We start from the raw sequence: 22,686 nt of genomic DNA on the forward strand, positions 1-22,686 counted from the left end.
GTGCAGCCAGGAGCGCGGCAGATACAGCATGCTATAGGCGAAGCCGCTGCCATTGCCGGCCTGCCCGTCATGAGCCTCCTGCGGCTCGATCAGGATGACACGGCCGGCGGTGCTGCGGCGACGGCTGCCACGGCAGAAAAAATCCTGCTGTCCGCATTCGGTGACGCCGACGAGCCAATCGTCGTGGCGATGCAAGTCGCAGGCGTGGCCGGAGAAGCACGCCCGGATTGCCTCGATTCCGCTCGCGCCATCGCGGACGAGCTGCATGTGGTCGGGCGGCGCCGCAACCGCTTTGGGCGGCACGCGCGTCATGCGAATGGATGTCGTCACTACCTCGTCAGGATAGCAGACTCCTGCTCATGCGTTGATCCTTTGGCGTGCGAGGATCCGCAAGCGGATTCAGCGGCCGAGCTAACTGCAAAGCAGGTTAACGCGGTTCTGATGGACTATGTTCCGGCATGCCCCCGCTGTCGGTCCCTGATGCGAGCGGTACGAAGGCGCGATCTTGGCGCGCGAGCTTCCCTGGCCGGGGCAGTTGCAGCGTCTAAATCAGGATGTTGGCAGCTTGAATATTAGAGTACGGCAAATCCTTCAGCCTGAATCTTCGCACGAAAACCGTCACAAATATCAGGCTCATAGCTTGCGGCTACGCCCACCATTAAGCTGATAGAGTTCGCAAAAAGAGTGGGACCAAGTTGACTCAGGATTGAGCGGGTATGGCGGCATACTGTTGACGAGGGCTTTCGTGTTGACGGCGGCTGCCCCATTTCTCCAACGTGTCTTCACGAACGTCGGTTTACTCATTCAAAGCTCCAACATATTGACACATTGGAGAGAAGAACCGCGAGCTATCACGCATACACCTCTCGTCGCACCGCATAGGCAACGATATAGGCGCGCCCCGTGCTTCACCCTCTTTGCGATGCCATCGTGAGCGCAGGAAACCTCTTGAGGTAGAATCACCAGCACTGCCCTCATGCCGGCAGCGGCCAGTCCGTGGCTTGGCCGTCGTCCTCGAGTTCGATTGTCAGGGCGATCCTAAGAGCGTCCCACGCCGCGCGTTTCGCCGCCTCCGCCGAGGCTGCGCTTCCGCCCGAAATCGGCGCGATGCGGCTGCCGTCGGCGACATAGAGGCGCCAGTAGCTGCCACCGAATTCGGCGCGCTCCACCTTAACGAGAGCCGTTGCGCCATTTTGCAGCGGCGCCTCGCATAACTCCGCGCGACGCCAATCCGGGAACACGGCCATCACAGCCTCCAGCATGACGCGTTACGGGAGTGGAAACGCCGCAGCAGCCCACGGCCTCCCCGCCGCAATCAATATACGAGGGCCGATCTTTCCGAGATACGAATGAAATGCTGCTTGTCGCTTAGCAGCGCGAAATCGCTTGCCGCCGGGATCTAACCGATGACGTCGGCGTCCGGCCGGTCATCGCCCGCTGAGATCTCCTCATGCCATTTGCCAGCTTCGTCCTGGAATTCGATATGCGTCGTGTTTCCTGGGATATGCTGCTCGATCGCCACGCGTTTGGCCGCGGCCAAGGCGGCCTGCCGGCTGGCAAACGGCTCCGAGAAGACATCGCCCAGCTTGTAAGCCCAGCCGCCATCATGCTCGACGACGCGATAATGTATTTTGGCCATGCCGCTTCCTTCGCTGCCGTCGGTTGATGTCTCAGACGACCGTATCATCCTTTGGGAACCGGCGCTTGTGGCGCGCCCCCGATCAAGGCTTGGGCTTCGGCGGGACCGGAGGAACATGGCCGGTGGCGATCGGGTCGCTCGCGGGAAAGGATTCTTCCAGGGCTTCCTCGAGGAAGCTTTCCTGCTCCTGCCACTGCTTCTCGGCGGCGGCCGCGTCCCGGTCCTTCTTCGGAGCAGGGGCGGCTGGGGGGTTCTTGTCGGACGGAGTATCGACGGTCATGCTTTCCTCACTGTTGGCGGGGTGCGGAGCGGGTCATCTCGTGTCTAGATGTCACCCGGAACCCGCCTCGCACAAACCAAGAATAGGGCCGCAAGCCATGTGTCGCTATCGCCGGGGATCAGAAGGAGGCAGCCATGCCGCGCTCCGCTAGAGACGTCATGTGGTCGGAGGCCCTGGCGATGCTGGCGCGGACCGATCGCTTGCACCGCGACGCCTTCCGGCCGACCGCGAGCGGCTGGGAACCTCCGGTCGATGTGTTGGAGACCGAGGCAGGGCTGCTCGTCGTCGTGGCACTACCCGGCGTCAAGGCTGACGATATCGAGGTCGTCATCGGCAGCGGCGAGGTGCTGGTGCGCGGAACCCGGCGCTGGCCGACGCTGCAGCGCCCGGCCCGCGTTCACCGCATCGAGCTGCCTCATGGCCGATTCGAACGGCGATTGCCGCTGCCGCCGGGGACATTCCAGCTCTCCGGCCAGGACCTTACGGATGGCTGCCTGCTTCTGACCCTGCGAAGGCTCGATTGATGGATTCGACCAGCGACGCCCCCGACGAGACGATCGTCCCCGCCGATACGCTGATCCTGGTGCCGATCACGGATACGGTTCTGCTGCCCGGCATGGTGATGCCCCTCGCGATCGGCCGCCCCACCGCGGCGGCCGCCCTGCAGGAAGCCGCGCGCACGGAGCAGCATCTCGCTGTCGTGCTTCAGCGCGAACCTTTCGCCGAGAATCCCAAGCTGGACGAGTTGCAATCCGTCGGCACGGAGGCCCGCCTGCTGCGCTATTTCACCGGGCGCGACGGATCGCATAACGCCATCGTGCAGGGTATCGGGCGGGTCCGCCTGCAAGCGGTGCTCAGCAATGCCACGCCGCAGCCGGTAGTGGCCGTCAGCCGTATCGACGAACCGACTGAGCGGAGTCCGGAGATCGATGCGCGATTCCATCAGCTACGCGAACGGGCCCTGGAGATACTGGGGCTGATCGAACAGGCGCCGCCCGAACTCGCGGCTACCGTGCGTTCGATCGAGCAGCCCGGCGCGCTCGCCGATTTCGTGACCGGCCTGCTGGATATGACTCCGGCCGAGAAGCAGGAGCTCCTCGAAACTGTCGAGCTGCTACCGCGCCTGGACCTTGTGATCACGCGGCTCGCCTATCGCCATGAGGTGCTCAAGCTCTCGCATGACATCGGGCAGCAAACCCGCACGGCGATGGAGGGGCGGCAGCGCGAATTCCTGCTGCGCGAGCAGCTCAAGGCGATCCAGAAGGAGCTCGGCGAATCCGATGACATCGCGCCCGAGCTTGAGGAGCTGAAGCGGAAACTAGACCAGATCGAGATGCCGGCAGATGTCGCGACCCAGGCGAAGCGGGAGCTACGGCGCCTCGAGAAGATGCCGGAAGGTGCCGCGGAAGCCGGGATGGTGCGGTCCTATCTGGAATGGCTGACGGAGCTGCCCTGGAGCATCGAGGCCGAGGCGCCGATCGACATCGCCGAGGCGCGGCGCGTGCTCGACGAGGACCATTTCGATCTGGAGAAGATCAAGCGGCGAATCCTCGAATTCCTGGCAGTGCGCAAGCTGAACCCGAACGGCAAGGGACCGCTGCTGTGCTTCGTGGGGCCACCGGGCGTGGGAAAGACCTCCCTCGGGCAGTCAATCGCCCGGGCGGTCGGGCGCAAGTTCATCCGGGTGAGCCTCGGCGGCGTGCATGACGAGGCGGAGATCCGGGGACACCGGCGCACTTATGTCGGTGCGATGCCCGGCAATATCATCCAGGCGATCCGCCGCGCGGGCGAGCGCAACTGCGTCGTGATGCTGGATGAAATCGACAAGCTAGGCGCGGGCGGTTTTCAGGGCGACCCGGCCTCCGCTTTGCTCGAAGTACTGGACCCCGAGCAGAACGGCACCTTTCGGGATGCGTATCTCGGCGTGCCCTTCGATCTAAGCCGGGTGCTGTTCATCGCGACCGCCAATGTGCTGGACACGATCCCCGGCCCGCTGCGCGACCGCATGGAGGTGGTGCGGCTCTCCGGCTATACCGCCGAGGAGAAGGTGGCCATCGCGCGCGGCCATCTGATCCCTCGGCAGCTCAAGCAAAACGGACTCTCGGAGAGCAAGGTCGGGCTGGACGATGCGGCCCTCAACCTCATCATCGACGGCTATACGCGGGAAGCCGGGGTGCGCAACCTGGAGCGCGAGATCGGCGCGGTCTTCCGCAACGTCGCGGTTCGGGTGGCCGAGGGCAGCGAGGCGCATGTGCTGATCGATACGGACGAGGTCTCCGGCATTCTCGGAGCGCGTCACTTCGACGCGGATGTGGCGCAGCATGCGTCCATCCCAGGCGTCGCCACGGGCCTGGCCTGGACCCCGGTCGGCGGCGATATCCTGTTCATCGAGGCGAGCCGCAATGCCGGCGGCGGCAGGCTGATCCTGACGGGGCAGCTTGGCGACGTGATGAAGGAGAGCGCTCAGGCTGCGCTTAGCCTGCTCCGGGCGCGGGCGCCGAGCATGGGAATCGATTCCGATCTCTTCACCAGCAACGACGTGCACGTCCATGTGCCTGCCGGGGCGACGCCGAAGGATGGACCATCGGCGGGCGTCGCGATGTTCGTGTCGCTCTCCTCGCTGATGACGGGCCGCCCAGTGCCGCCGACGATCGCGATGACGGGCGAGATCAGCCTGCGTGGCCTGGTGCTGCCGGTCGGCGGCATCCGCGAGAAGGTCATCGCGGCGGCGCGGGCCGGGATCGAAACCGTGATGCTGCCGGCCCGCAACCGGCGCGACTACGACGACATTCCGGTCAGTGCGCGCGAGCGGCTGCGATTCATCTGGCTGGAAACAGTGGATGACGCCGTGGCGGCGACGATCGGGGCGGCGTCGTTGCCGCTGGCGGTGCCGGTCTGACGTAGATGCTCGGCGAAGTCGGCGGCTCAAAGCCTTCTCGCGGGCTGAAGGCAAGCGGTGACTCGGTCCCTAGAGCGCGATGTCGTTGATCTGAACCCTGCCCATTCCACCACGTCATGCTCGGCGAAGGCCGAGCATCCACGCCTTCGCTTGCGTGACTAAGGCAAGGCGTGGATGGCACGCCTTCGCGTGCCATGACGAGTCTTTTGGTCGCAGATCGATGTTAGATCAGGTGTGACAACGTCATCCTCGGCAAAGAACGCCTCGACTGGGGCGGAGGATGGCGAGAGCAATTTCGTTTCGGGAAACACTTAGATCGAACTGACCCTGGCATCCCTCGGCCAACGGCGGTGCAGCCATAGCCAGCTCTCCGGCCTCTGGCGCACCCAGCGCTCCAGCGTCAGGTTGACGGCGCGGGTTAGCGCCAGAATGTCGGCGGCGCGGTCGCCACTGTCGGGCAGGGTCATCGGCGGCTCGACGATCAGCCGCAGCCGCGCCGGGCCCAGCCGCTGGATATAGCCGGGCACCACCGGACAGCGAAACCGCAGCGCGAGCGAGGCGAGTGCCGGCGCCGTCATCGCCGGGCGGCCGAAGAAATCCACCGGAATGCCATCGTTGAGCTTCTGGTCGATGAGGATGCCAAGGAAGCCGCCGCGTGCCAGGTGGAACGCGGCACTCCGCGCGCCATCGGCGCCTTTAGGAAACACCGGAACCGGCACGCCCATGGCGCGGGCCCGCATATCAACGAGAAGCTTCGCCGTCTGCTGGTTGTTCGGCGGGCGGTAGAAGCTCGCCATCGGGATGCCATGGGCGGCGACAATGCGCGGCAGCATCTCCCAGTTGCCGATATGGCCGGAAAACAGAATCGCCGGGCCGCCGCCCTCGGCGAGAACGCGCAGGTGTTCCGCGCCCTCGATCTCCCAGCCTGGGCCGGACAGCGTCCGTTCGAGTTTCGGCAGATGGGGCATTTCGGCAGCGGTGCGTCCGAGATTTTCCCAGACGCCCCGCACCACGGACTCGCGTTCCGCACCAAGTTCGGGGAGCGCCATCTCGAGATTGCGTCGGGCCACACGCGAGGGGGGGAGGAGCGGGCCGAGGCCGCGGAAGAGTTTGCCGCCGGCGTTAGAGGCCACGTCGGGGGGCAGGCTGCCTGCCAGGCCGAGAAGCCCACGCAGACCCGAATACTCCAAATGATGTGCAATGCTCATTCGTCGTTAGGTAAGTGGCTAACCGTGGAATTTTCAATAACCCAGCGGGCATCACGACCTCTACAAATCAAGAAGTGATGGCTGGAGTGCTTCAGCCGCCGCGCTTGATCTAATCCAGCGAGGCCTCGCCGGTCAGAACGGGCACGCATTCGCCACCTACGGTCGCGCGGATGCCGTCCGCCGTGCGACGGGCCGTCAGGCGGAGCAGGCTTGGCCGGCTGATCTCGACGCCCTGGGTAACCTCATAGCCTGCCTCGGCGTCTTCGGTAACAGAGAGCAGGAGTGCGGCGAGCGCGGCATTGGCGCTGCCCGTCGCGGGGTCCTCCATGATGCCGCCGAGCGGCGCGAACATGCGCGCACGCAACCGATCCCCGTCCCTAGCGTAGAGATGCAGGGCAAGGCGGCCCTCAAGAGCTGGGAAATCCGCTACGGCACGGCGGAAACCGGCGAGGTCTGGTGAGGCCCGGGTCAATGCCTCGGGCGTGACCTGCGCCATGAGGAAGCCGAGGCCGACAGAGGCCATGACCGGCTGATGGGCGTCGGTGATGACCTCGGATGCGGCGATGCCCGCACAGCCAGCGATCGCCTCGGGCGATAGCGTCGCGCCCAGGGATAGCGGCTGGGGTGCCGCGATTTCGGCGCCAGTCACCTCGCCTGCCCCGTCATACTGGATGCGCACCTCGACGAGACCCGCAAGTTCCTCGAAGCGCAGTGTGGCCGGACGGTTACCCGCCTGCCGTGCCAGCACGTAGCCGGTGCCGACATTGGGGTGGCCGGCGAAGGGGAGCTCGTATTGAGGGGTGAAGATGCGGACCCTCGCGGTATTGGCTGGGTTCTGGGGCGGCAGGACGAAGGTGGTTTCGCTGTAGCCGAATTCAGTGGCGAGGGACTGCATCTCCGCTGATGACAGACCCTGGGCGGCGGTGAAAACGGCGAGCTGGTTGCCGCCGAAACGGCGGGCGGTGAAGACATCGATAGTGACGAAGGGATAGGTCGGCATTGCGCCAGCCTCCGCGATTATCGGAGCGGAGACCAGTGAGGTTGAAGCGGGGCGCGCAAGCGGAACCGTCATGGCGCAACGCACCCTGCGCCATGAGGGAGTAGAAGGTTATGCCGCGACCGTGACGGAGTTTGCGTAGACCGGCCTGCCGTCGCCAGGGAGCCGGCGGGAGATGAACCAGGTCGGGTCGCGCCGCTGGCGGATGATGGCGGGGACGATCTCGCAATAGGCCGCGAAGAGGCCGCGATAGGGCGCCGGGCATTGGTCCTTGATCAGGGCGTGAAGTTTCGGCAGCGCGTAGAAGGGCACCATCGGAAACATGTGGTGCTCGATGTGGTAGTTCATGTTCGCGTACAGGAAGGCGAAGACCGGGTTCAGCAGCACCGTGCGGGTGTTGAGGCGATGGTCGTAAACATCCTCGTCCAGACCCGCATGCTGGGTGAAGTTGAAGACCTGCGATAGCGGGCCGCCATAAAAGCGCGGCAAGAGGATGAACATGGCCGGCAGAATGCTGTGCGCCGCGATACAGGCCGCGATGGTCGCCACGATGATCGCCAGATAGAGCCGGGACGACCAGATGACCTTGCCGCGCTCCATCTCGGGCACGAAATGCTGGCCGTTTTCCGTCAGGCTACCGGTGGCATTCCGCGTGATGCGGGAGATCTGCGTGAGGCCATCCTTCAGGAAGAAAATGTCGAGAACCGGACCCAGGACATCCGTTGGACGCGGCGCGCCGATCTCGGGGTCGCGCCCGACGATGATGGTATGCGTGTGGTGGCGGGAATGGCTCCAGCGATAGAAATAGGCCTCCCGCAGCGTCATGAAGGAGCAGAGCTGGAAGAAGGCGGTGTTCAGCCAGCGGGTCTTGAATGGCGTGCCATGGGAAAGCTCATGCGCGCGGTGGTCGGCGGCCGAGTAGAGGACGCCATAAACCGCGAAAGGCAGCACGCACCACCATGTGCCCCAGGTCAGAAAGCCGAGAACGCCGGAGACGACCAGAAGCCCGAGCCATAGGCCGAAAATCCGCAGCGGCTCGGCATCTGAGCGCTTGGTGAGTTGTTTCAGCGTTTTCCGGTCGAGCTTGCAGGAGAACCACTCCTCCTCCACCCGATGCTCGAAAGCCTCGGTGTCCATTTCCGAGGCACCCTCAGCGGTGCCGATGAGCGAGTAATTCTTCCAATTGGACTTCGCCATCGTTTCCCCCGTCGCGCGGGCGCTTAACGGCAGTCCGCCCTCATGGCGCTGTTGCCGACTGTCGCCTGCTTGCTGTGATCCTGGTGTGAAAGCACTATACATCGAGGCCACAACCTTTCAAATATCTGAGGTAATTATCTCTCAGCCCGTCAAAAGCCTTGGGGAATGAATGAAAGAATCTCTCAGGACTGGGCCATGAAGCGTCCGACCATCGTCGATCTTGCCAGTGCGGCCGGTGTCAGTGTTTCGACGGTCGACCGGGTGCTGAATGGGCGCGATCCTGTCACTCGCGCCAAGGCCGAGAAGGTCCTGGCGGCGGCGCAGGGGATTGGCTTCCACGCCACTGGCGCCATCCGGCGGCGCCTCGTCGAGGACCGGCCTGAGCGCGTTCTCGGCTTCGTCCTCCAACAGGGGAAAGGCACCTTCTATCGCATGGTCGCCGAGGCGCTGAAGATCGAGACCGAGCGTGCGCCATCCATCCGTGGCCGCTTCAAGGTCGATTTCCTCGAGGACCTCTCGCCCGCTTCCGTGGCCGAGCATATCGCCAGTCTCGCGAAGGTGGCCGACGCGGTGGCCGTGGTGGCGGCGGATCATCCGCGCGTCTCCCAGGTCATCGAGCAGGCGAGCGGGCGCGGTGTGCCGGTCTTCGCGCTGATCACGGATCTGACGGCTCAGGCGCGGGCCGGCTATGTCGGTTGCGACAACTGGAAGCTGGGGCGCACGGCGGGCTGGGCGATCTCGAATATGTGCCAGGGCGAGGCCAAGGTCGGCATCGCGGTCGGCAGCCATCGCTATCTTTGCCAGGACGTCTCGGAGATGAGCTTCCGCTCCTACCTGCGGGAGCATTCGCCGCAGTTCAATCTGCTCGAACCGCTGACGACGCTCGAGGATGTCGGCTTCGCCTACGAGAATGCGCTCGAACTGCTGAAGCGGCACCCGGACCTCACGGCGCTATTCGTCGCGGGCGGCGGGATCGAGGGGGTGATGCAGGCCATCGCCGATACCGGAGCGGCCGATCGCGTGGTGGTGGTCGGGCGAGACCTGACGGAGGACAACCGCACGGCGCTGATCGAGGGCAACCTCAAGCTGGTGCTGTCGCATCCGATCCAGGCCATGGCGGCGGCCGTGGTGAATGCGATGGTGGTGGCGCTGGGCGAGTCGCCGCCGGCCTTCCAGCAGGTGTTGCTGCCGTTCGATCTCTGGACGGCGGAGAATGTGTGAGGCGGCGCCGGCGCGACTTTGAGCCATATCCCTTGACGCCCCCGACACGGCGGGTGAAGTGGGCCGCCGCCTTGGCCTAAGGATCAGCTGCCGCATGGCTCTTCTCCGCCGCGTCGCGACTGTCGGCGGCTATACGATGATCAGCCGGGTGCTCGGCTTCGTGCGGGAGATCCTGACCGCCTCCGCGCTGGGTGCCGGCGCCACCTCGGACGCCTTCTTCGTGGCGCTCCGCCTCCCCAACCTGTTCCGCACCCTCTTCGCGGAAGGCGCCTTCAGCGCCGCCTTCGTGCCGCTGTTTTCCGGCATGGTGGCCAAGGAAGGCCATGGCCCGGCGATGCGCTTCGCCCAGGATACTTTCTCCTTCCTGCTGGTGGCGCTGACAGGTTTCCTGATCCTTGGTGAAATCTTTACCCCGGCGATCCTGCACGTGGTGGCGCCGGGCTTCGACGCCGATCCCGCGCATTTCCAACTGACGGTCGAACTGACGCGCATCACCTTCCCCTATCTCGCCTTCATTTCCCTCGCCTCCTTCCAGGGCGGCATGCTGAACGCGGTGGACCGCTTCGCGGCGACGGCGGCGACCTCGATCCTGCTCAACCTCTTTCTCATCGCCGCGCTGCTGCACCACCCGGTGACCGGGGAGACGCTGTCCTGGGCCGTCACCGTCTCGGGTGTCGCGCAATGCCTGTGGCTGGCCTTCTCCTGCCGCTGGGCGGGGATGAAGCTGGGGCTGCCGAGGCCCCGGATGACGCCGGAGCTGCGCCGGCTGCTGCGGATCATGCTGCCGGGCGTCTTCGGCGCGGGCGCGACACAGATCAACCTCATGGTCTCGACCGCCGTCGCCTCCTTCGCGCCGGTGGGATCTGTCTCCTACCTCGCCTATGCCGACCGGCTGAACCAGCTGCCACTGGGCGTGGTGGGTGTCGCGGTGGCGACCGCGATCCTGCCGACGCTCTCCCGCCATATCCGCAAACAGGAGGATAGCGCCGCGCTGCATATCCAGAATCGCGGTCTGGAGCTGGCGCTGCTGCTGACCCTGCCGGCGGCGGTGGCGCTGCTGCTCGAGAGCCATCCGCTCCTCGCCGTGTTGTTCGAGCGCGGGAAATTCGGCCCGCATCAGGTGGCCGAGGTGGCGCCGACCCTGGCCGCCTATGCGCTGGGCCTGCCGGCCTTCGTGCTGATCAAGGTGGTGGTGACGGGCTTCCTCGCGCGGCAGGACACGCTGACGCCGGTCAAGGTCGCGCTGGTGGCAATGGCGGTGAATATCGTGCTGACGGTATCGCTCGGCCTCTATTCGGGTCTGGCGCATGTGGGGATCGCGCTGGCGACCTCGATCGCCGGCTGGGTGAATGCTCTGGGTCTCATCGCGATCTCGCGCCACCGGCGGCAATTCGCGCTCGATGCGCGGGGGCGGCGCAGCCTGCCGCGCATCCTGGCCGCCGCCGTCGGCATGGGCGCCGTGTTGATCGGGCTGCACCAGTTGCTGCGGCCGGTCCTCGAAGCGCCGCATCTCAGCGAGCGCCTCGCGGCACTCACCTTGCTGGTCGGCGGAGGGATGGTGGCTTTCGCCATCCTCTGCCTCCTTCTGGGGGTGGCCCATCCTCGCGAGTTACGGCGTCTTAGGGTCGCTTAGGACCCTCCATCTCGGTGGGGCCGGGCCTCAGGCGCGCCCCGCATCACTGATACCGGGATCGTGCGCAATGCGAGGGTTGCGCCTTATGCTGCAACGCACCATTTTCCGTTGTAGCGAACAGCAAGCCCCATGGCGGGACGAGCGCGCCCACACCCGAAGGCAAGCCGATGACGATGACCGAGGCGAACGAAGCCCTCATGAGCCAGCTCATGAAACATCTCCCGACGATGGAGAGTTTCGGCCTGCATGCCGGTGGAGCGGCCAACGCGACCCAGCTTCGCGAGACCGCGCAATTCGGCGACGATCCCGGCCAGCTTCGCATGCTGAGCTTCGTGCCCGAGAATCTCGGACGCGGCGCCCCTCTGGTCGTGGCGCTGCATGGCTGCACCCAGACGGCGGCGGAGTATGATCGCGGCACGGGCTGGTCGAACCTCGCCGATCGCTACGGCTTCGCGGTGCTGCTGCCCGAGCAGCGGCGCGGCAATAACCCGAATGTCTGTTTCGACTGGTTCCAGCCGGAGGACATCAAGCGCGGCGAGGGCGAGGTCGCTTCCATCGCCGCCATGGTGCGGAACATGGTGGCCGAGCACGGGCTCGACCCGAAGCGGATTTTCGTCACGGGCCTCTCGGCCGGCGGCGCGATGACGGCGGCGCTGCTCGCCACCTACCCCGAGCTTTTCGCCGGCGGCGCGATCATCGCCGGCCTGCCCTATGGCAGCGCGCATAACGTGAAGGAGGCGCTGGGCACGATGTCCCATGCGCGCCTGCGCCAGCCGCGCGAATGGGGCGACCTGGTCCGCGCCGCCGCTCCCCGGCCACCCGGCGGGCGGTATCCGCGCGTCGCGATCTGGCAGGGCACGGCGGATCACACGGTGAGCCCGGCCAATGCGGGCCAGTTGCAGCGCCAATGGGGCGATGTGCACGGCATAGAGGGTCTCCCGGGCGTCGCCGACACGGTGGACGGCGTGCCGCACCACGCCTGGCGGGATGCCGAGGGGCGTGTGGTGCTGGAAACCTATTCGGTGCCCGGCCTCGGCCACGCGGTGCCGGTCAACCCCTCAGCCGCCGACCCCGACGCGCGCTGCGGCCAGGCGGGCGGCTATTTCTCGGCAAGCGGCATTTCCTCGTCCTGGCAGATCGCGAGTAGCTGGGGCCTGACCTCACAGCGGCGCGCGACCACGCAAGGCGCTCGCCCTGCGGCGGACACGGCCAGAGCGGAAGCTCCGCGTGGCGGAGCTGGCCAGTGGCAGGGAATGACGGCGAAGATCACCGACCCCGCCAGCGTCATCGGCCGCAGCCTGCGTGCGGCGGGGCTGCTCGGGGAGCGCTAACTCACAGGCGCCCGCTGATACGACACCGCAACGTCAATCGGAGTTTAATCATTTCGACCTAAGCAGGCTGCGAGGAATCCGCGCGGAACCCCGGCGTCTTCCTCCATCCGAACGGCCTCGCCTTCTCGGTTTCGGAGAACACGCGACGGACAGCGCGAGGCGACACCACCGACCTCCAATTGACCTTCGCCGGCACCACGGCCGGCCTCAATCCAGCGACGAGTAGCGCCGAACGTGCGCTGGGCAACCTCGGCGCATTCTTCCAGCAATGGCGGCACAACATCCCCGCGCACCTTGGCAAGGAAACCGCGGTCCACGAGGCCGCGGAAGACCTGTTGGGCGCGACGCAGGAGCAGATACGGCTTCAAGGAATGGCATTGCGACCACGCTACGGCAAAGTCACGCTGGTCGGCCATTCGCTAGGCGCCAACGCCGCCCTTCACGCCTCCGCGGTACGCGCCAGCCGTGATGGCATCACGCCCGTGATCGCCATCGATTCACCAGGGGTGCGATATTCGCCGCAGACTTTGGCGCATCTGACTACACTCGGACGAAAAACCGGCAGGACGGCCGAGCAGTTATTAACGGACGCCCATGTCCATATCTATGGCGAGGGTGACCCGGTCGTCGATACCGCCCATCTACCGCTGAGCGGCGCTGACGTGCACAAACCTATTGCCACGACCTTCGAATTGCCCGACACAGAGAACCGCAGCGCACTCGATAACCTTCACCAGCACAATATTTTCGACGACACGGTTTTCGACGCACCGTTTAATCCGGTCATTTCTTTGGCCATCGGCCGAACCCTGCAACCGAGACGCTTTCGCTAGACAAATCTTCGTAAATCAAGGCGCGCTGCGCGTTCTAGACGACACCCGAGCACGCTACTCCGTCTTCACCACCTTCGGCGGCAGCGCAATCGCCAGCGACAGCTCGCGCAGGCGCGCGGGCGTGACCTCGGCGGGGGCGCCCATCATCAGGTCCTCGCCGCCCTGGCTGAGGGGGAACAGAATAACCTCGCGGATATTCGGCTCGTCGGCCAGCAGCATGACCATGCGGTCGATGCCCGGCGCCGAACCGCCATGCGGCGGCGCGCCGTAGCGGAATGCCTGCAACATGCCGCCGAATCGCGCCTCGACCTCGGAGGCCGGGTAGCCCGCGATCTCGAAGGCGCGCAGCATGATGTCGGCGCGATGGTTGCGGATGGCGCCGGATGACAGCTCGATGCCGTTGCAGACGATGTCGTATTGGAAGGCGTTGATGGTCAGCGGATCCTGGCTGTTCAGCGCCTCCATCCCGCCCTGCGGCATCGAGAATGGGTTGTGGCTGAAATCGACCAGCCCGGTTTCCTCATTCAGTTCATACATCGGGAAATCGACGATCCAGCAGAAACGGAACGCATTCTCCTCGATCAGGCCAAGCTCCGTGCCGAGTTTCGTGCGCACGCTGCCGGCGAATTTCGGCGTGGTGTCCTTCGCCCCGGCGGCGAAGAAGACCGCATCGCCCGGCTTCAGCCCACAGGCGGCGGCGATGGCGGCGGCGCGGTCGGGCTCCAGGTTGCGGGCAATGGGACCCTTCGGCCCCTCCGCATCCCAGGTGATATAGCCGAGGCCGCCGGCGCCCTCGGCCCTCGCCCATTCGTTGAGCTTGTCGAAGAAGGAGCGCGGATTACCGCCCGCCCCCGGTGCCGGCACGGCGCGCACCACGCCGCCACCGGCCGCGATCTTGGCAAACAGGCCGAAGCCGGAACCGGCGAAATACTCCGTGACGTCGGTCACCTTGAGCGGGTTGCGGAGGTCCGGCTTGTCCGAGCCGTAATCCAGCAGCGCCTGGGCATAGGGAATGCGCGGGAAGGGCAAGGGCGTCACGGCGCGGCCATTGCCGAACTCCTCGAACAATCCAGCCATCACCGGCTCCAAGGTCGCGAAAACGTCTTCCTGGGTGACGAAGCTCATCTCGAAATCGAGCTGGTAGAACTCGCCGGGCGACCGGTCAGCGCGGGCGGCCTCGTCGCGGAAACAGGGCGCGATCTGGAAATAGCGGTCGAAGCCCGCGACCATGGCGAGCTGCTTGAACTGCTGCGGCGCCTGCGGCAGGGCGTAGAATTTGCCCGGATGGTTGCGCGCGGGCACCAGGAAGTCCCGCGCCCCCTCGGGGCTGGAAGCGGTCAGGATCGGCGTCTGGAACTCAGTGAAGCCCTGGCCGATCATGCGGTGGCGGATGGAGGCGATGACGGCCGCGCGCAGCATCATGTTGCGATGAACGCGATCCCGCCGCAGGTCGAGGAAGCGGTATTTGAGCCGCAGCTCATCCGGATAGGTCTGATCGCCCGCGACCTGGATGGGCAGCACCTCGGCGGCCGATTGCAGCTCCAGCTCGCGCACCTTGAGCTCGACCTCGCCGGTCGGTAGGCGGGGATTGATGGTCACACCCTCCCGCAGCACGACCTCGCCGGTGACCGTGATGACGCTTTCGACGCGATGCGCCTCGGCCGCCGCGAAGGCCGCGGAGCCGGCGGGGAAGACGCATTGCGTAAGGCCGAAATGGTCCCGCAGATCGATGAAGAGCAGGCCGCCATGGTCGCGCTTGCTGTGAACCCAACCCGAAAGCCGGACGGTCTTGCCGGCATCACTGGCGCGAAGCGCGCCGCAGGTATGGGAGCGGTAGGTGTGCATGGGGGTCGGTCCTGGCTCGGTCGCGGAGGGGCGGCACACAATGCCGGAGGTCCATGGATGTCAAGCGGCGGCCATGGGGGCGCCCTCTCACGGCGAACAAAAACTGGAACGTGACTGAGACGTGGAGGCGCGATACTTTTATTTGGCCTGCGTCTCAGGGGGGAAATCGATGCTTGTCCGGCGTGATTGGTGGGGATTTCGTACTGAGGCGATCGCGATTGCGGCGCTCTGCCTCCTCCTGGCGGGGTGCACCAACTGGGTGAAGCCGGGGGCGAACCCGGCCATGCTGGATACCGCCACGACGCGGTGCAAGGCGGCGTCCTTCGCGCAGCTTCCGAGCAACCCGGTCACGCAGAAGATGACGGGCTCGACCTATTCATCGCGCAAGAAATGCGAAAAGAACGAGACCAACTGCAAGAAGATCGACGGGCGCTATACCTCGGTGACCCATGTCACCTCGGACGCCAATGAGGACGGCCGCGACGCGATCTTCCGCGACTGCATGTACAGCGACGGCTGGCGGCCTGAGCAGTAGGTTTTAACCGGCTGACGCGGCCTCGGTGAGAGCGTCGCTGAACTCTACGCCCTCGTAGAACTCGGCGACCGGGACCTCGATGCCGATCTCCGGCATCTGCAGGATGTCCTCGCCGGTCATCAGGGAGGTTGCCCGCCAGGTCTCTTCGGCGGCCTGCCGTTCCATGACGGTGAGGCCGATGCTCATGGATTCGAGGATCACGTAGCGCCGGATCATCGGCACAGCGGCATATTCACGGAGCTTGACGATGCGGTCGGTGCGACCGGTGGTTGGGCTCAGCACCTCGAACACCACGACAACGCCAGGCACGGTGTTCGCGGTCCCGATGACCTTGGAGCAGGGTCACCAGAGCATCCGGATACCGGATGGCCCTGCCGGTCGTCGCCAGACCCGCGTCCGGACCGAGGGGACGGCACTCACTCCCCCGCAGACGGCCACGAAGGGAGCGAGAAGGTTTACCGTGATGGCGCTGTGGTTGACGCTATCGCCGGTCATGGCGACCGGCCGCTCGCCGTCGAACTCGTAACGCGCCTTGCCATGGCCGCTCCAAGCGAAGAAGCGTTCCTGCGTCCATGTCCCAGGAGGAGCGGCGTTCATGGCCTCATGATTAGCGCAACAGGCCGACCGTTTTCTCCTGTGTCGAACCCGGCGTGCAGAGCGACCCAAGGCAAGCGCCGCTGAACGCGGCCACACGACGCTCCTGGATCACAACCCGTGGGCGCGGAGCTTGCCGTCCAGGAACTTCTTCGCCCGGGGCACGTCCGACTCATCGAGATGCTCGATGATGATGGGGATGTTCGAGTGCTTTTCGGAAAGCCGCTTGAGATAGTAGTCGTAGTTCAGCGCCCCCAGGCCCGGGGCCGGCAGCTCAATGGAGCCGACGCCGCGGAAGGAATGGGCCTCCGAGGCGTCGATATCGGCGTGCTTCTCGCTCGCTTCCTCCGAGCGTTTCACATCCTTGGCATGGGCGATGCAGATGCGGTCCGACAGGGTGTCGAAGATCTGCTTCAGCACCTTGTCCATGTGATCGATGTTGTGGTCCTCGAAATAATTTGTCGGATCCATCAGCAGGCCGAGGCCGGGGTGGTTCACTTCCGCGAAGACCCGCACGGTTTCCTCGACTGAACCGACCACGTTGTTGACATAGGTTTCCAGCAGAAAAACGGCGCCGTGGTCATAGGCGACCTGGGCGAGTTCGGTGATGACCTTGCGGCAATCCTCGAAGCCTTCCTCGGTCTTGTTCTTCGGGTGGCTGACCCAATCCGAGTCCTCGTTGAAGGTGCCGGTTTCGGAAATCACGAAAGGCGAGCCGAAATTCCGCGCATTGCGGATGATCGCCTTGAGATAATCGAGCCGCCGCTTGCGCTCGGCCGGGTCGGGGTGGACGATGTTGGTGTAGCCGGAGATCGTGCTGATCGGCAGGTTATGGTCGCGAAAGGTTTCGCGAATCTTCTTGGCCTTCTCGGCGGTAATCGATTCGGGGGTCGAGAGGTCGATGTCCTTGAACGCGAGATCGAGCTGCACGGTGTTGAAGCCGATGGCCCTGATGCGCTTAGCCTGTTCGGCGAGATCGTAGGGGAAATATCCGGTGAAGATGCCGACTTGGAGCATGATGTTTCCTCTGGCGTTTATTGTGGTGATGTGGACGAATTGGCGCCGGTGGTCCGATTGCCTAAAACTCGACAACCTAATATCGAACCGCGACCAAAGTGCCCGTCATGGCACGCGAAGGCGTGCCATCCACGCCATGCCTTTGTCACGCTCGCAAAGGCATGGATGCCCGGCCTTCGCCGAGCATGACGTGGGGGCAACCGGAAACCTCCCGCCCTAATAGCCGAACTCGGCGAGCTTCACCGCGCGATGTTCCTCGACCGAGCGATAGGCCGCCTCGACCAAAGCCATGGTGCGGAGATTGTCGGTGCCGCTGAGCAAAGGCGCCGTGCCGCTTTCCAGCGCGTACTGCACTTGTTCCATGACCCCCGCAAAAGCATCCGGAAACCACGTCGTTGACCACCGAGGCTGCACCCAGTCACCGCCTGTCGCGATGGTGGAGGAATAGCGCAGGGTCGATGGCGAACCGTCCGGATAATCGGGCCAGCCGATGGTGCCCTGGGCGACGCCCTCGGTGCCTTCCACACGCCATTTGATGTAGATGTCGCCGGTATATCCGGGCGCGCGCGGGCCGCTCCACACATCCTCCAGCGACACCGCCATAACGCCGGAGCGGAAGGTCAGCGTGGAGGCGCAGATGCCGTCCTTATGCGCAAAGTCGGTGCGCGGATCAGCGTGGACGCCGGTGTAGATCTCCTCCACCTCACCGAACAGGAAGCGCAGGACATCGAGGTGGTGGATCGACATATTGAGCAGCGTCAGCCGACCGTAGTCGCGGAGGAACGGCTGCCAATGCGGAATGGCGCGCATCTCGATCGTCGCCAGGACCGGCGTGCCCAGCGAACCGCGATCCAGGATTTCCTTCAGCACGCGCATCGACTGGTCGAAGCGCATGTTCTGGTTGACCGACAGGATCTTGCCGGCGGCACGGCATTCCGCCTCCAGCGCCTCGGCGGTGGCGAGGTCGAGCGCCAGTGGCTTCTGCGCCAGGATCGCGCGAATATGCGGCTGACGCAACGCGAGGTGGATCAGCGCGGGCTGCTGGTCGGGCGGATAGGCGATGTCGAGGATCTGCACCCGCTCGTCCGCGATGAGCTGTTCCGGCGTGTCATGCACAACCGGGATGCCCCAGCGTTCCGCAACCGCGGCGGCCTTGTCGCGGCTGCGGGAGGCGATGGCGGCGACGGGGAATCCGGCCGAGTGATAGGCCGCGAGATGCACGTCGGCCATGATGAAGCCCGAGCCGACGCAGCCGATGCGAAAGGCGCGGCTGCGGATGGGCGCGTCGGGGGTGAAGTCCAGCGCTTCTGGCAGGTTAGCCTCCTGATCGGACGAGCGCGCGCTTACACCTCGGATGTGGCGCGTTTGCCGACGACGGTCTCGTCCTCTTCGTGGTTGAGAAAATCCAGATGCGCGACAACGCCGCTGCGTCCGACCTCGCGGATCCGCGCGTCCGGCACGATGTCGAGCTTAGTGTAACCCGGGTGATGGTGCTTCTTCACCGGATCGTTCGAGGCGGCGTTGTAGCAGCACAGCAGAACATTGCGCGATTTGTCGGAAGTGTTCGCAGCCGAGGCATGCAGCGTATTGGCGTGGAAGAACACCGCGTCGCCGGCCTGCATCTCGGCATAGACATGATCGAGCTTGGTCATTAGCGCATTGACGCGATCGATATCGGCGCCGGTCTGGCCACCGACGCGGCCATGCTCGATCCGCCCAGCCTTGTGGCTGCCACGAAGGAATTGCAGGCAGCCGTTTTGCTTCGTCGCGGGATCGACGGCGATGGCGACGCTCAGCATGTCCGGAAACAGGCAGCCGTTCATATACCAATAGCCGTAATCCTGGTGCCAGTCCCAGGCACCACCCTTGCGTGGCCGCTTCATCGTGAGCTTGGAATGGTAGTGGTAGACCTCGGCATCGAGCAGCTTCGCCGCACCACCCGCCACGCGCTCGCTGCGCGAGATCACGCCGAGCAGGTCGTCGCCGGGATGGTTCCACACCGCGAGTTCGGTCGAACCGCCCGCACTGTCGTCGAGCAGGACGGAATTCTTGCTGATCGAGGTGTCGCTGCGAATGAGGGTATCGACCATGGCGACCTCATCGCTCGCCAACAGGCCGCGCTTGAAGACGTAGCCGTCATTCCAGAACGTCTCGATGTCTTTCTGAGTCAGCTGCGCTGCGCTCATTTCCGTCTCCCTCCGCCAAGCGTCACCGGCTATTTGGTGCCGGCTTGATGTACGTTACCGTAGGGTGGCTGAAGTGCGACATCAAGGGAACGCGGGTACAGCGCGGTCGCCCTTATATTTGGGCTTGGTTCTGCAATCAGACGCGTCCCGCCGGCGCGGTAGAGCGACCCCGAATCGCGCGCGACAACGCGAGAACGATCCGGGACAGCTCCGCGCCATCACCAGCCGTGATGGGGATAGCCGTAACCACCATAGCCGTGGTGATAGCCCCAGCCCGGTGGCGGGTAGAAGCAGCCGCCCAAGGTTAGGGCCAGGCCGACCGCCACCAATAGGCGGAGCATCGCGGGCCTCGCGCGGTGTGGGGACGACCGGGCGGAATCGCGCGCCTCGGCGGGCAGGATAGTCTGGTGTTGGGAGAAGAACATTTGGAACTCCTTTCGCACGCTAGGCTGCACGCCTGATGTAACGGCGAGGCTTCGCAGCCATGGCGAAAGCAAGGTTTCATCGGGGAGAATAAGGCAACCGGACTTGGCCTTGAGCACGACTCGCCCTAGGAGCGACGCAACTTTATGCTCGGGGCGTCGACTACCCGCCGTGCCATCTGCGCCGGCGGCACCAAATAGCCTGGGTCAGCGGGAGTGCATGCCATGCCGAGCGTCGGAAGTCGTCTTCGGGAAGGTCTTCCCTATCCTCTTGGCGCCACCTGGACTGGTCTTGGCGTCAACTTCGCGCTGTTCTCGGCCAATGCCACGAAGGTCGAGCTCTGCCTGTTCGATGATTCCGGGGAGCGGGAAATCGAGCGCATTGCGCTGCCGGAATATACTGATGAGATCTTCCACGGCTTCCTGCCCTATGCGCGGCCCGGCACCGTCTATGGCTACAGGGTCCACGGCCCCTTCGCGCCGGAGGGCGGGCATCGCTTCAACCCCAACAAGCTGGTGCTGGACCCCTATGCGCGCTCGGTGGTGGGGCCGCTCACCTGGAACCCGGCGCTGTTCGGCTACACCCTGGGGCATCGCGACGCCGACCTCTCCTATGACGAGCGTGACAGCGCTCCCTTCATGCCGCGCTGCCGGGTCATCGACCCCGCCTTCACCTGGGGCCGAGACCGTCCGCCCGCGGTGCCGTGGGAGCGCACAGTCCTCTACGAGGCGCATGTCCGGGGACTGACCAAGCTCCATCCCGAATTGCTGCCCGAGGAGCGCGGAACCTATCGCGGCCTCGCCTCCGTCCCGATGATCCGGCACCTCAAGCGCATGGGCGTCACCACGGTCGAGGTACTGCCGATCCATCGTTTCGTGGATGATTCTTACCTCGTCGAGCAAGGGCTTGAGAATTACTGGGGCTACAGCACGCTCTGCTTCTTCGCCCCCGCCCGGCGCTACGCGCAATCCCAGGACGCCGCCTTCTTCGAGTTCAAGGAGATGGTGGCGCGGTTTCACGATGCGGGGATCGAGCTGGTGCTCGACGTCGTCTACAATCACACCGCCGAGGGGAATGAGCTGGGGCCGACCCTATCCTTCAAGGGCATCGACAACGCCAGCTACTACCGGCTGCTGCCCGACAAGCCGCGCTACTACATCAATGACACGGGCACGGGGAACACCGTCAACCTCAGCCATGCGCGTGTCATCCGCATGGTGATGGACAGCCTCCGCTATTGGACGACCGAGATGCATGTCGATGGTTTCCGTTTCGACCTCGGCACCATCCTGGCGCGTGAACCGCATGGCTTCGACGAGCAAAGCGGCTTCCTCAAGGCGGTCGAGCAGGACCCTGTTCTGGCCTCGGTCAAACTCATCGCCGAGCCTTGGGATTGCGGCCCCGGCGGCTACCAGGTCGGTGGCTTTCCGCCGGGCTGGGCCGAGTGGAACGATAAGTTCCGCGACACCACGCGCGGCTATTGGAAAGGCGACGAGGGCATGATGGCGGAGTTTGCCTCGCGCATCGTCGGTTCGGCCGATGTCTTCGACCGGCGGGGGCGCAAAAGCTGGGCCTCGGTCAACTTCATCACCGCGCATGACGGTTTCACGCTCAATGATCTCGTCACCTATAACGACAAGCACAACGAGGCGAATGGCGAGGACAACCGCGACGGCCACGACCACAATCTGAGCTGGAACTGCGGCGTCGAGGGACCGACCGACGATCCTGAGATCAACGCGCTGCGCGACCGCCAGATCCGCAACATGCTGGCGACGCTGCTACTGTCGAAAGGCACGCCGATGCTGCTGGGAGGCGACGAACTCGGCCGCACACAGCAGGGCAACAACAACGCCTATTGCCAGGATAATCCGATCAGCTGGGTCGATTGGGAAGGCGGCCAGAGATCCGAGTTCCTGACGCGTTTCGTGAGCGGGCTGCTGGCGGTGCGTCGCCGCTTTCCGCTGTTGCAGCGCGGGCGTTTTCTGAACGGCGAATGGGATGAGGAGCTGGGCCTCAAGGACGTGACCTGGCTCACGCCCGATAACGACGAGATGTTGGAGGATCATTGGACCGAGGGACATGCGCGCTGCATGGGCATGCTCCTCGACGGCCGGGCGCAGGCCACCGGCATCCAGCAACGCGGCACGGATGCGACGCTGCTGCTGATCTTCAATGCACATCATGACGTGGTGACCTTCCTGCTTCCAGAGGTCGTCGGCGGCCGGGAGTGGCGGCTATTGATCGACACCAGACTGGCGGATGGCGGCTTCGACAGCGAAGTCGAGGGCGAGGAATCGCCATTTCCGTTCGAGCATCCCTATGCCGTCACCGGCCGGTCGTTTCTGCTGTTCGAGCTGGTGCTCGACCCGAGCTACGCCAGCGCGCGGACGCGCCGCCGGGAGCGGCTGGCCCGCGCCCCGGTTCCGGTGGATGCCGACCAGAGTTTCGCGACCACGATCGAGATCGCGGAGGAGGAATTGGCGGCGGAGGAGGCCTGAGCCGAAGCGGCGCTTAGGCGTCGCTCGGGCCCGTCGCCTTAACCTGAAACTCGGACTCCGAAGTCTTTTCCAGTTGCGAAGGGTCCGGCCTTTCACCGCTTGTCAAACGCATCGGTTCCGGGCGCGAAAATCTTGAGGCCAAGACAGCCGTATGCGTAGGAGTAGCGTTGCAATAGGAGAACGTTTGTGCCCCCCTCAGTCGGCCGCGAAGCATCGCACCGCCCTCCCGAGACGAAGTCCGCCAACGCGACATCATCTGCGTCCGTTTGCACCAGCGGGACGGAGAGCGGCCCCTCTTTCCAGACAGAACTGGACCGGGAAATGACTCAACTGGAGACAGAGCAGCC

Annotated in this window: 22 protein-coding genes; 8 read left to right on the plus strand and 14 right to left on the minus strand. The window is 64.8% G+C overall.

Going from position 1 to position 22,686, the window contains the following annotated elements; translation table 11 throughout:
* The 4 genes from GSQ83_RS09340 to GSQ83_RS09355 all read right to left on the minus strand — a co-directional run.
* A partial coding sequence (locus tag GSQ83_RS09340) for an AraC family ligand binding domain-containing protein (RefSeq protein WP_216850019.1) occupies positions 1–330 on the minus strand: 330 nt, incomplete at its 3' end.
* Positions 331–974: 644 nt separating this feature from the next.
* Positions 975–1,247: a hypothetical protein gene (locus GSQ83_RS09345; protein ID WP_158802612.1), complete on the minus strand. Its 273-nt coding sequence runs from the start codon at positions 1,245–1,247 to the stop codon at positions 975–977.
* 152 nt (positions 1,248–1,399) lie between these two features.
* Positions 1,400–1,639: a DUF2188 domain-containing protein gene (locus GSQ83_RS09350; RefSeq protein ID WP_158802613.1), complete on the minus strand. Its 240-nt coding sequence runs from the start codon at positions 1,637–1,639 to the stop codon at positions 1,400–1,402.
* A gap of 82 nt (positions 1,640–1,721) precedes the next feature.
* Positions 1,722–1,919 carry a hypothetical protein gene (locus tag GSQ83_RS09355; protein ID WP_158802614.1) on the minus strand — a complete coding sequence of 66 codons (198 nt, stop codon included), beginning with the start codon at positions 1,917–1,919 and terminating at the stop codon, positions 1,722–1,724.
* Positions 1,920–2,053: 134 nt separating this feature from the next.
* Between GSQ83_RS09355 and GSQ83_RS09360 the strand changes: the two genes are divergently transcribed.
* Complete coding sequence (locus tag GSQ83_RS09360) at positions 2,054–2,443, plus strand: Hsp20/alpha crystallin family protein (protein ID WP_216850020.1); 390 nt, start codon at positions 2,054–2,056, stop codon at positions 2,441–2,443.
* Positions 2,443–4,818 (plus strand): endopeptidase La, encoded by a 2,376-nt coding sequence (gene lon / locus GSQ83_RS09365; RefSeq protein WP_158802615.1) that lies wholly within the window; start codon positions 2,443–2,445, stop codon positions 4,816–4,818. The genes GSQ83_RS09360 and lon overlap by 1 nt, the downstream gene beginning before the upstream one ends.
* A 311-nt stretch (positions 4,819–5,129) precedes the next feature.
* On the opposite strand, the gene GSQ83_RS09370 is transcribed toward lon, so the two are convergent.
* From GSQ83_RS09370 to GSQ83_RS09380, 3 genes are all read right to left on the minus strand, one after another.
* On the minus strand, positions 5,130–6,026 hold the full coding sequence (locus GSQ83_RS09370) for a lysophospholipid acyltransferase family protein (protein WP_158802616.1): 897 nt from the start codon (positions 6,024–6,026) through the stop codon (positions 5,130–5,132).
* Positions 6,027–6,135: 109 nt separating this feature from the next.
* Positions 6,136–7,098 (minus strand): PhzF family phenazine biosynthesis protein, encoded by a 963-nt coding sequence (locus GSQ83_RS09375; RefSeq protein WP_254065585.1) that lies wholly within the window; start codon positions 7,096–7,098, stop codon positions 6,136–6,138.
* A 36-nt stretch (positions 7,099–7,134) separates the two neighbouring features.
* A complete protein-coding gene (locus tag GSQ83_RS09380; protein WP_216850021.1) occupies positions 7,135–8,220 on the minus strand; it encodes a fatty acid desaturase family protein in 1,086 nt (361 codons plus the stop codon).
* Positions 8,221–8,415: 195 nt separating this feature from the next.
* On the opposite strand from GSQ83_RS09380, the gene GSQ83_RS09385 reads away from it, so the two are divergent.
* From GSQ83_RS09385 to GSQ83_RS09400, 4 genes are all read left to right on the plus strand, one after another.
* On the plus strand, positions 8,416–9,441 hold the full coding sequence (locus tag GSQ83_RS09385; protein ID WP_216850022.1) for a LacI family DNA-binding transcriptional regulator: 1,026 nt from the start codon (positions 8,416–8,418) through the stop codon (positions 9,439–9,441).
* A 94-nt stretch (positions 9,442–9,535) separates the two neighbouring features.
* The gene (gene murJ, locus GSQ83_RS09390) at positions 9,536–11,074 is read left to right on the plus strand and encodes a murein biosynthesis integral membrane protein MurJ (protein ID WP_158802618.1); all 1,539 of its coding nucleotides are present in this window, start codon (positions 9,536–9,538) and stop codon (positions 11,072–11,074) included.
* Positions 11,075–11,241: 167 nt separating this feature from the next.
* The gene (locus tag GSQ83_RS09395) at positions 11,242–12,405 is read left to right on the plus strand and encodes a PHB depolymerase family esterase (RefSeq protein WP_158802619.1); all 1,164 of its coding nucleotides are present in this window, start codon (positions 11,242–11,244) and stop codon (positions 12,403–12,405) included.
* Between the two features lie 179 nt (positions 12,406–12,584).
* Entirely contained in the window at positions 12,585–13,238 is a 654-nt protein-coding gene (locus GSQ83_RS09400) for an Mbeg1-like protein (protein WP_158802620.1), read from the plus strand.
* A gap of 54 nt (positions 13,239–13,292) precedes the next feature.
* Here GSQ83_RS09400 and aspS read toward each other — a convergent pair whose 3' ends face one another.
* Entirely contained in the window at positions 13,293–15,083 is a 1,791-nt protein-coding gene (gene aspS, locus GSQ83_RS09405; protein WP_158802621.1) for an aspartate--tRNA ligase, read from the minus strand.
* A 169-nt stretch (positions 15,084–15,252) separates the two neighbouring features.
* Here aspS and GSQ83_RS09410 point away from each other — a divergent pair, with 169 nt between their 5' ends.
* Positions 15,253–15,618: a hypothetical protein gene (locus GSQ83_RS09410; protein WP_158802622.1), complete on the plus strand. Its 366-nt coding sequence runs from the start codon at positions 15,253–15,255 to the stop codon at positions 15,616–15,618.
* 3 nt (positions 15,619–15,621) lie between these two features.
* Here GSQ83_RS09410 and GSQ83_RS09415 read toward each other — a convergent pair whose 3' ends face one another.
* The 6 genes from GSQ83_RS09415 to GSQ83_RS09440 form a co-directional block, all read right to left on the minus strand.
* Positions 15,622–15,909, minus strand: coding sequence for a Uma2 family endonuclease (locus tag GSQ83_RS09415; RefSeq protein ID WP_158802623.1), 288 nt, complete (start codon positions 15,907–15,909; stop codon positions 15,622–15,624).
* Between the two features lie 51 nt (positions 15,910–15,960).
* Positions 15,961–16,215, minus strand: a complete 255-nt coding sequence (locus GSQ83_RS09420; RefSeq protein ID WP_158802624.1) for a hypothetical protein — start codon at positions 16,213–16,215, stop codon at positions 15,961–15,963.
* A gap of 108 nt (positions 16,216–16,323) precedes the next feature.
* Positions 16,324–17,229, minus strand: coding sequence for a sugar phosphate isomerase/epimerase (locus GSQ83_RS09425; protein WP_158802625.1), 906 nt, complete (start codon positions 17,227–17,229; stop codon positions 16,324–16,326).
* 216 nt (positions 17,230–17,445) lie between these two features.
* Entirely contained in the window at positions 17,446–18,585 is a 1,140-nt protein-coding gene (locus GSQ83_RS09430) for a Gfo/Idh/MocA family protein (protein ID WP_371417988.1), read from the minus strand.
* Entirely contained in the window at positions 18,573–19,415 is an 843-nt protein-coding gene (locus GSQ83_RS09435) for a phytanoyl-CoA dioxygenase family protein (RefSeq protein WP_158802626.1), read from the minus strand. The genes GSQ83_RS09430 and GSQ83_RS09435 overlap by 13 nt, the downstream gene beginning before the upstream one ends.
* 218 nt (positions 19,416–19,633) lie before the next feature.
* The gene (locus GSQ83_RS09440; protein ID WP_158802627.1) at positions 19,634–19,840 is read right to left on the minus strand and encodes a hypothetical protein; all 207 of its coding nucleotides are present in this window, start codon (positions 19,838–19,840) and stop codon (positions 19,634–19,636) included.
* Between the two features lie 222 nt (positions 19,841–20,062).
* On the opposite strand from GSQ83_RS09440, the gene glgX reads away from it, so the two are divergent.
* Positions 20,063–22,339 (plus strand): glycogen debranching protein GlgX, encoded by a 2,277-nt coding sequence (gene glgX / locus GSQ83_RS09445; protein ID WP_158802628.1) that lies wholly within the window; start codon positions 20,063–20,065, stop codon positions 22,337–22,339.
* The last annotated feature ends 347 nt before the right edge of the window (positions 22,340–22,686 follow it).

This window comes from Acidisoma sp. L85, assembly GCF_009765865.1.
Lineage (GTDB): Bacteria > Pseudomonadota > Alphaproteobacteria > Acetobacterales > Acetobacteraceae > Acidisoma.